Genomic DNA, 9,036 nt, shown 5'->3' on the forward strand with positions numbered 1-9,036 from the left:
TGGAACATTGCGACGCATTAATCCAAGCAGTCTTAGACGGAGAATTATGGAAACTCTGGTTTACTCTGGTTCCGTCTCCCGATCAAATGAAATCCTGGATCGAAACCGCATTGCGAGAGCAAGAGCAAAAACAAAGTCTCCCCTTCGTCGTACAACTTAAAGTCGATCGGAAAATCATTGGAAGTACCCGTTATATGAATATCGAAAAAACCGATAGACGCCTCGAAATCGGTTCAACTTGGTATTCCAAGGAATTTCAAAAAACGTTCGTGAACACGGAATGTAAACTTCTTCTTTTGGAGCACGCATTCGAGAATTTGAATTGTATCGCCGTAGAATTCAGAACCCACAGACTCAATCAAAATTCAAGAAGAGCCATAGAAAGGTTAGGCGCTGTTCTGGACGGAATTCTACGCAATCATAGAACAATGCCTAACGGAACACTCAGAGACACCGCGGTTTACAGCATCATTTCGAACGAATGGCCCGCAATCAAATCGCATCTTCTATTCAAACTTGTTTCGTCTTTCCAAGCCTAAAATAAACGCAGAAAAAAACTCCAGTAAAAAACTTGATCGAATTTGAATATTCGGCGCGAGTAGACGCATCACCGATCTTGATCAAATCGAGTGCCGTAAATTGTTATTGCAAAACCCTGTTTCAGCGCTTCAGCGCAAAATATCGGGAACTTTATTAGAGTTGTTGAAAATTAATTCTCCATCTGTTTCTATTTCATGAAAGCGATCGATTGAAGCAGTTTTGTTAAACCGAATCATGGAACTTTTCAACAACTCTATTTTATAGTTCCGGATGGAATATCTTCAATGTCGATTTAAAAATTTTTAATCTAAACGGAATTGATCCATCGGAAACTTTCGAGTAATCTCCTGAACTCCGCCCTTGACCCTCTTTTTATTTTTCTCTTCGTTCGGATTGTCTAAAAAATCGCAGATCAGATTTCCAACCGTTTCCATATCCGCGGGTTTTAGACCTCGAGTGGTGAGAGCCGGAGTCCCAAGACGAATTCCGGAAGCGACCGCCGGAGGATTCTTATCGAAAGGAATCGCGTTTTTGTTCACGGTCACTCCAACTTCGTCCAGTCCGTCGGCCGCTTGTACACCGGTAAGTCCTTTTACGGAAACATCCAAAAGAACCAAATGGTTATCCGTCCCACCGCTTACGACTCTGTAGCCTCGTTTTAAAAAAACTTCCGCGAGAGTTTTCGCATTCGCAAGAACGATTTCGATATACTTCTTATATTCCGGTTGAAGAGCCTCTTTAAACGCGACCGCTTTGGCCGCGATCACATGCATCAAAGGTCCACCTTGAATTCCGGGGAAAACCCGAGAGTTTAAAACTTTCTCATTTTCTAATGTAGATAAAATGAGTCCACCCCTCGGTCCTCTCAACGTTTTATGAGTGGTAGTAGTCACAAAATCGAAAAGTCCGACCGGAGAAGGATGATAACCTGTGGAAACAAGACCGGAAATATGAGCGATGTCCGCCATCAGTTTAGCACCTACCTCCTTCGCAATTTCGGCAAATTTAGAAAAGTCGATGGTCCTTGCGTAAGCGGAAGCGCCCGCAACGATCAACTTCGGTTTGTGCTCCCTTGCGAGTTTCGCGATCTCATCATAGTCGATTGTTTCTGTTTTTGAATCGACTCCGTAAGGAATCGGTTTATAAATTCTGCCGCTTACGTTGACGGGAGAACCGTGGGTCAAATGCCCGCCGTGTGCAAGATTCATTCCTAAAAAAGAATCCCCAGGCTCCAAACAAGCAAGAAAAACCGCCATGTTTGCCTGGGCACCGGAATGCGGTTGAACGTTAGCGTATTCCGCACCGAAAAGTTCTTTTGCTCTTTCAATAGCGAGACTCTCTACGATATCGGCGTTGTGACAACCGTTGTAGTATCTTTTTCCCGGATAACCTTCGGCGTATTTGTTTGTGAGCGTGGAAGTATAGGCCTCCAGAACGGCTCTGGAAACAAAATTTTCGGAGGCGATCATTTCCAGGTTATTTTCCTGTCTTTCGTCCTCTTTTTTTAATGCTGCGAATATCTCTGGATCCGCTTTCGGAAGAAACTGCATCTGGCCCTTCTTTTTTGATAATTCCGAGTAAGAACCCGTCTCAAAACCTAAAGAAAAATATCTTTAAACGATCCGGCAAGTTTTTAAAAAACGTGGGAGTTCCCACAGAAACCGTCGCATTGGCGGTTTTCTCCTGTCGCTTAAAATTGTAATAGTTCTTACATTCCTAAGGTTTTGAGACGGGTTCTAAATCCGATTTAGTTTCTCAGGATAAAATCCATCCTAGAGTATTTATTTTCCAAAAGTTGTTTCGCTTCCTGGAAAACCGCTTTTGTAAATCGGAGATCCCTCTCTGAGCCCATTCTGAAAAGACCCAAAGATTCGGCAAATACATGAGAAAGATCTTGGCCAAATTTTAGGGGAGAAAAATCGCTCGGAAGAGACGTCACAAAATCGGAATGTTTTCGATTCTTTCTATATTCGGGTTCCTCAGGAGGATGTTTGAGCAGTCCGGAAACCCTTTCGATGAGAGAAGGTTTTAAGATCAAGGTACCGTGATGTATAACCGCATTTCTTTTTCGAAACTGAGCGTTTCCGGAAATTTTTTTTTCCAGACCTTGTTCCAAAATAGCAAGATCCGATTTTCCACGACAAGAAGCGTTTAACGTTTGTCGCTTTAACGCGTTTACTACAAGACTTAAAAAATAACCGTAGGATTCCTTTACTTTGTAAAGTTCAGGTTTTACATCCAAGGAAACGAAAAAAGTGAAATTCAGATTCTCCTCGGGATGATGAACTACCGTCCCTCCTCCGCTCGCTCTTCGAACAATTGTGGGAAATTCTTTGTCGAAACGTTTTCTATCTTTGAAACCCCGAATAGAATTCGAAACGTTTATTCCGGAAATTTTTTTCCGGTTTTTTGAAATCGAATTTTGATTTCTTAACGTGGTCGAATTCGTTTGGTTCTTTTCGAATTCCAAAGTTAAGTTCGGAATTTCCGGCAAAATCGCACTTCTCTCTTTTCCACCCGATTCCATAAAATTCCTCAAAACTTCCGGTAAAATCGTATCTTCCGCCTGCTCCGAAAGTCCAAGCACGATGGAAAACGGATTCCTCCAGATTCTAAGTCCCGCTCCGTAACCGGACGATACGAAATGAAGTCCGATCGCTTCTTCAATGGCAAGATTGTAAGCGGCGGATCTGTTCGAGTCTTGTAAGAATGCAAATGTACGCATAAGATATGAGGACAAAAGTCCGGATTTTATTTCAAATTTTTTGAATACCTACAATTTCAAATATTCACTTTTGAGAATAAAGGATCCCTTCGAAACGATCCGTGCTCCCTCCTCTTTGAGACCGACTTTGATGACAACCTCGTCTCCCACGGTATCCCCCGTGATCACTTCGACAGCTTCAAAACTTCCGTCATCGTTCTGAAGAAACACGATGGATTTTCCTTCGATTTCATGAACGGCTTCCAGAGGAACAGTACGTCTAGGTTCCGCTCCCGTATCGGCGACGATTCCCTTTACCTTTGCGGTTACGGATTGGCCCGGTTTTAATTTTCCGTTCCGATTGGAAACCATGATTCTTAATTTCGCGGTTCTTTTTACGTTGTCTAAAACGGTTCCTACGTATGCAACTTCGCCACGGATGCCGGGAGATTCCTTATCCCCCAGAGGATAGATATGCGCCTCGGCTCCTTCGGAGATTGTGCCTAGATCTTTTTCATACACTTCCAAAAGAACCATCAAATTGGTAAGATTGGCGATGGTGAACAAATCCTCGTTTCTTGTGACCTGTTGACCTTGAACCGCTTTTCTTTCGGTAACCTCTCCGTTGATCGAACTTCTCAAAACGAGATTGGAAGAAACGTAAACCCCTCTTTCAATTCCCGCGATTTCCGCAGGAGTAAGCCCGTAGTTTTCAAGTTTAATCCGAGTCGTCTCCACTTCGATTTTTGCCGTTTTGTATTGCATATTCGCAAACTCGTAATCTTTTGCGGAAGTTACCTTCATATCGAAAAGCTCTTTCGCACGATCGGCTTGTAACTTTAACGCTTCGAGGCTAGCCCTTGCTTTCACGTAAGAAGCTTCTACTTCTCCGAGCACCACGGAAGAGAGAATCGCAAGCGGAGAACCCTGACTCACTCGATCTCCTTCTCTCACGAGAACCTTTTTAATTCTCCCTTCGACCGTCGAACCGGCTCTTGCCATACTTTCGGGATCGTAGGAAATCCTTCCGGGAAGAGCGATTTCGTCGACCGCTGAAATCTCTCTCAGAGAGACAAACGTCAAGGGATGTCTTTTTAATATCTCTTCGGATACGGTAAATCTGTTCTTATCTACGACGGCTTGTTTTTTCTCTTCCTGTTTTTTAAAGAAGAATTTTTTGTATCCGAAATATCCGGCGCTTAAAGCCGCGAGAAGAACGAGAATAATCTTGTATCGTCTTATGAACATACGAATCTCCGAGATAGGATTTATTCCCTCTCCGTTTTTTTTCCTACCGCCGCCTTATATATTTCAACCGCGTTGTAATAGAGATACAACACTTCGTAATAATCCCTGAGAACCGTAAGATAATTTTTCTCAGCTTGGAGAAAGGTTACTTGATCGGACGCGCCGCGGACATATGCTATCCTGGATTTTTGTTCCAATTGTTTGTTTTTTTGTAATAGATTAATTCTTTCGTACTTTGCAAGAAGATCCTCTCGCGCAAGAAGTTCCTTCTTGGAAGCCTCGATCTCTTCGTCGACTTCTCTTTTTTTTGCCTCGAGTGCAAGTTCGAACTTCTTGTGTTCTTCTTTTGCGGAAAGAACCTTACCCTGACCCCTGTCGTTTAAAGGAAGGGGAAGAGTCGCAAAAACACCTGCATAGTGTTCATTGCCCTTGATTCTCCATTCTCCCCCGACTTGTACATAACCGAGGGCTTCTCTTCTCTGGAGATCGATGTTCAGTTTTTTCTCTTTGACTCTTTCTTCAAGTGCGGCGATATCGGGACGATTGACCGCGGTAATCGTGGAATCCCTGAGTCTAAGTCCCAAGTCTTCCAAGGATTTAAATCTCATTTCCGTCTTAAACGCAAAGATTCCTTCCGCTTCCCGAATTCCGGAAAGGATTCGAAGTTCTTTTTCCACGAGCTGTCTACGAACAAGCGCATCGCGGTAGAATTTTTCAACCTGAATCCTTTCCAACTCGAGTCTTTCGTATTCGAGAGGAGAGATATCCCCCTTTTCAACTCGAAATTTCGTAAGTTCTAGAAGATCACTATAATTTTCATAAAATTCTTTATTATAATCTACTAAATTTGTAAGAAAGATATAAGCCCAATAGTTCTGCCTGAGTCTGAGCCGAAAAAGCCTATCAAAGTTGTCGAATTCCCCCAAAACCGCTTCAAAAGATTTTTTTGCCACCTTGGAACGAAGCGAAACCACTCCATAAACATCCAGATCCTGATAAAGCGCAGGCGCCACTTCCATATGTCCTCCTTGAGAACCGTTGGCTCCGAGAACTTGTGGACCGGATGATCCGCTTCCTCCGGGGACTCCGATGAACTGCTGTTGGAGTTGTATGACCGGATTTCTGTAGAGAGAAGCTGTGATCACCTTCCCCCTTTCGATTCTCATATTTTGTTTTTCCGCGAGGTAAAGGGGATTATTTGCAACCGCATACTCCGTCAATTTTTCCACATCCCAGTCTATGACCCTTCCGGAAAAAGACGGAATCGGATTCGTCTCGACTTCCGCTTGCGTTTGTCCTTCTTGAAAAATTTGAGATTTTTTTTCGTCAAACTTTTTCTTTTCCGTTACGGAATCAGATTCGAAAGGAATTACTTCCGGGTAAATCCAAGAGAATGGGAAAACGAATCCGAGAAAACCGAAAACAAAAATTGTATTCACGAACTTTCCAAGTTTGAACCCGCGTCTTGGGCTTTCCGTTTTCCCAAAAAAGAAAATCAAAAACTGAAAACGACCCAAAATCCCAACTTGATCCCAATACTGTTTCGCAAAATTCCTTACCTTCCGGAAAGGTTCGTTTTTAAAAAACGGTTCTCCTCTCGGAGTTCTTAAAACATTCTGTGAAGATACCATTTCCCCTGCACTTTCTTAAAGTATGGATTGATGAGTTCCTTCTCCAGCTGTATATTATCTTTGAATTTAAGTTTCAATTCGCATTCCGTCATACTTTCATAATAGAACTCAACCTCGATTCCCCCCGAAAGTAAAAACAAATCCCGAACCGTTCTTACGTTTTCAGAATTCTTCTGCTTTTTTAGGAGTTCCCGCTCGAAAAAATAAGTCTCGAAATAATTTCCTTTTTTGGAAAGTTCCTTTTGGATCTCTTCTCTGGTCCAAATTCCCTTTAGATCCAAGAGCAATCCGTCTTTTGGAGAAACCCTATCCGGTAATTTTGAAAAATTTTTTCCTACCGTATCCTCTACCAGGTTTTTTATCAAAAGTAAAATTTCAGCCGTATCCTTACTATGATCTCCTGTGTGACCCGCAAGAAAGATCTTTCCCGCCCGTATTTCCATTTTTTTTAAGTTCGTCGAATTTTCCTGTCCTGAAATCGAATTGTAGGACAGGGTCAAACCTAAGAAAAAGAATATTCTGCATATTTTTCGGGACAAAGACAGTTTGGAAAGAAAGTTCATTGCGGTTTCCACGTTCTCAAACAGCAAACGTGCCTAGTCTCTGAAAATCAATCCGAAAGTAGAAATATAGCGGCGAAATATATTTGTGTTCGTCTCCAGAACCACCCGCGTTTTCTTTCGGATAGAACACATTTTCGAAGTTTAGAGTCCGCTCCAAAACAAAAATCGGTTTTACGATAAACTTATATACGACGACATTCCACGGAATTTTAAGGTAAAATTTTAGTACCAGGAATTTCTAATACGAATTTAGAACCGAACACTTTACCGGGAGTCGTAAAACCCGCTTGGAATTTTCCTTTCCCCACTTTGGCAACGGCAGCTAATGCGGATTCGACCGTAAACTCGTAGGCTTCCGCACAACGCATTCGAATCGAAACTTTTTTCGAATTCGCTTCGGTCCAAGCCTCACCCCAAAGAAGAACCGTCCCCTTTTTTCTTTTTTCTTCATCGGGACCTCGGACGGTCAGTTCTACGAGTTTCTGCATTCCTTTGAGAATCAGAGAGTTTTTTAAAAATAAAGCCGTAGGCTGTAACAGTTTTAAAATCTTAGTTTGAAATTCAGGCAAAGAAGAATATACCGTGATGTTCGAAATTCCGGTAGAGATAAAAGAAGTAAAAACGTCCCCCCAAGGAATCGCAAAAAACTCCGCATATTTCCCACTGATCTCCACGACCTTTTTCAAACTCAATTGGGGAATCGTTTCGATCTTTCCGTTTCTTCTCACCCTACTTCCATGAGGAAGTTGAGCGAGCATACTTTTTAAGGTTCCTCCGGAAATATCCGTAAAACCCGAAAAGCCGAGTTCCAAAGAATGTGCCTTGGGAAGTTTTTCCTTGAGCATCACGGCAAGACAATCCGTAGGCACGACATCGAAGCCTACTCCCGGAAGAAGCATTACTTTTTTTGCAAGCGCTTTGGAAGATAGAGAATAAAGCGTTTCATATACGGAAATTTCTCCCGTGATATCCAGATAATGAACCCCGGATTCGATACAAGTTTCCGCCATTGGAAGTGCGGTTTCCGTAAAAGGTCCGGCACAATTCAAAACCAAAAAACAATCCAAGATTTGGGCCTGAACTTCCTTCGAATTCTCCAAAGAAAAAATCCTGAATGGGAGACCAAGTTCTTCTGCAAGAGGCTGAATCTTCGATTCGGCTCTTCCTGCAAGGATAGGTTTTTGTCCCCTTTCAACAGCCTTTCTTGCGATCAATTCCCCGCTGTAACCGTTTGCTCCATATAGAAGCCAGTTCTTTCTCTTAGCCGCCATAAAGGCCAGATTTTTCTCAATCGGAAGAATTCGTCAAGTTTTGACGGAAATTTTCACAAGATACGATCCAAGAATCGATTCCGAGAACCGACTTCGAAGCAGTCCAACCTCATTTCACTTCTTGTTCATGTTTCAAATCGGATAGACTGCGACCAAAATTCGTTCGAGAACGCCTTTTCCTAGTTCTCGACCTTATCCAACAACGGATCTAGGACCATATAAAAACATTCCTATGTATCTTGTGTCAAGCCCTTCCGCAATTTTATTACATAAGACCATATTGAGCTAATTTCGATTCAATACTTCTTCAGGCATAGAATCGAAAAGCTCTCCCGTTTTAATCATTGTATAAAGCACTTCGGTCATTTTGCGGGAACGTTTTGGATGAAGTATAGGAGACGTTTGACCTTGTTTTTTGAAACCATGTGTTCTGGGAGTTTTAAAAACCTTATCTGTATTTACGCGCAATGGGAGTATTTGTAATTTTAAGAATATTTTTAAAATATAATTTAATAATATTTTATGTTTTCGGAGACGATTCCTTCGATAAAAAAGTTTTTCGCCGCTTCCCTTGTGAGAAAATGCGTACATAAAAAGGAGCCGACAAGCTCCTTTTTATGTATTCTGCTCGAATCGAACGGAAAAGAGTTGGTTTCCTTCGAATTTTATGGAGTCGCATCGTTTTCATCGGAATCGACAAAGACCTTTCATTTCATCTCGCAAGGATCGTAGGTAAATGAAAGATCAAATTTTTTCGGGCGCTTGTGACCAGATTGTCTTCTCCACTCGTAGCGTTCGGTCTGTCGGCAGCGTTGAGTTGGGGAGAAAATTTGTTATCTGCCGCATTCGAATCCCAAAAAAGAGTGTTATCTATCGAAACGTTAAATACAAAATCCTTCCTTACTGATCCCTATAAAAATGAGTACCCGTAAATAAGAAATAAAAAGAGATGGTAATGTGAGAAATGACAAAAACCAAAAGAGACTCAAGGATTTAGAGAAAAGAAGACAGAATGGAATTCGTTTACTTGAGAAGGGTTATACATGTTATGGAGTAGCCAAAGAACTTGGGGTCAGTAA

The 9,036-nt window shown here is 42.0% G+C and carries 7 protein-coding genes and 3 pseudogenes (1 of these 10 running past the window's edge); 2 read left to right on the plus strand and 8 right to left on the minus strand.

Annotated elements, in window-relative coordinates:
• Nucleotides 1–539, plus strand: partial view of a GNAT family N-acetyltransferase gene (locus CLV95_RS06895; protein ID WP_002734476.1) — the 3' portion only. The gene continues 70 nt to the left of window position 1, outside the view; only the last 539 of its 609 coding nucleotides appear in the window; its start codon lies off the left edge, out of view; it ends in the stop codon at nt 537–539.
• A gap of 303 nt (nt 540–842) precedes the next feature.
• Here the strand turns inward: CLV95_RS06895 and glyA are convergent, their stop codons facing one another.
• The 8 genes and pseudogenes from glyA to CLV95_RS20060 all read right to left on the minus strand — a co-directional run.
• Complete coding sequence (gene glyA, locus CLV95_RS06900) at nt 843–2,090, minus strand: serine hydroxymethyltransferase (protein ID WP_002726164.1); 1,248 nt, start codon at nt 2,088–2,090, stop codon at nt 843–845.
• Nucleotides 2,091–2,287: 197 nt separating this feature from the next.
• Complete coding sequence (locus tag CLV95_RS06910; RefSeq protein ID WP_002726416.1) at nt 2,288–3,265, minus strand: lipoate--protein ligase family protein; 978 nt, start codon at nt 3,263–3,265, stop codon at nt 2,288–2,290.
• A 48-nt stretch (nt 3,266–3,313) separates the two neighbouring features.
• Nucleotides 3,314–4,492 (minus strand): efflux RND transporter periplasmic adaptor subunit, encoded by a 1,179-nt coding sequence (locus CLV95_RS06915; protein WP_002726499.1) that lies wholly within the window; start codon nt 4,490–4,492, stop codon nt 3,314–3,316.
• 20 nt (nt 4,493–4,512) lie between these two features.
• Nucleotides 4,513–6,123, minus strand: a complete 1,611-nt coding sequence (locus CLV95_RS06920) for a TolC family protein (protein WP_002726342.1) — start codon at nt 6,121–6,123, stop codon at nt 4,513–4,515.
• Nucleotides 6,099–6,686 (minus strand): hypothetical protein, encoded by a 588-nt coding sequence (locus CLV95_RS06925; RefSeq protein ID WP_002726463.1) that lies wholly within the window; start codon nt 6,684–6,686, stop codon nt 6,099–6,101. Before CLV95_RS06925 ends, CLV95_RS06920 begins: the two co-directional genes overlap by 25 nt.
• A gap of 209 nt (nt 6,687–6,895) precedes the next feature.
• The gene (locus CLV95_RS06930; protein ID WP_002726480.1) at nt 6,896–7,957 is read right to left on the minus strand and encodes a saccharopine dehydrogenase family protein; all 1,062 of its coding nucleotides are present in this window, start codon (nt 7,955–7,957) and stop codon (nt 6,896–6,898) included.
• A 265-nt stretch (nt 7,958–8,222) separates the two neighbouring features.
• A pseudogene (locus tag CLV95_RS06935) lies at nt 8,223–8,335 on the minus strand (IS110 family transposase); the annotation flags it as partial.
• Between the two features lie 334 nt (nt 8,336–8,669).
• Nucleotides 8,670–8,852: pseudogene (locus CLV95_RS20060) on the minus strand (sigma factor sigX-regulated lipoprotein SrpA); the annotation flags it as partial.
• 62 nt (nt 8,853–8,914) lie between these two features.
• Here CLV95_RS20060 and CLV95_RS19305 point away from each other — a divergent pair.
• Nucleotides 8,915–9,036 (plus strand): annotated as a pseudogene (locus CLV95_RS19305) (IS630 family transposase); the annotation flags it as partial.

The sequence above is a fragment of the Leptospira borgpetersenii serovar Javanica genome (assembly GCF_003046425.1).
Taxonomy (GTDB): Bacteria; Spirochaetota; Leptospiria; order Leptospirales; family Leptospiraceae; genus Leptospira; species Leptospira borgpetersenii.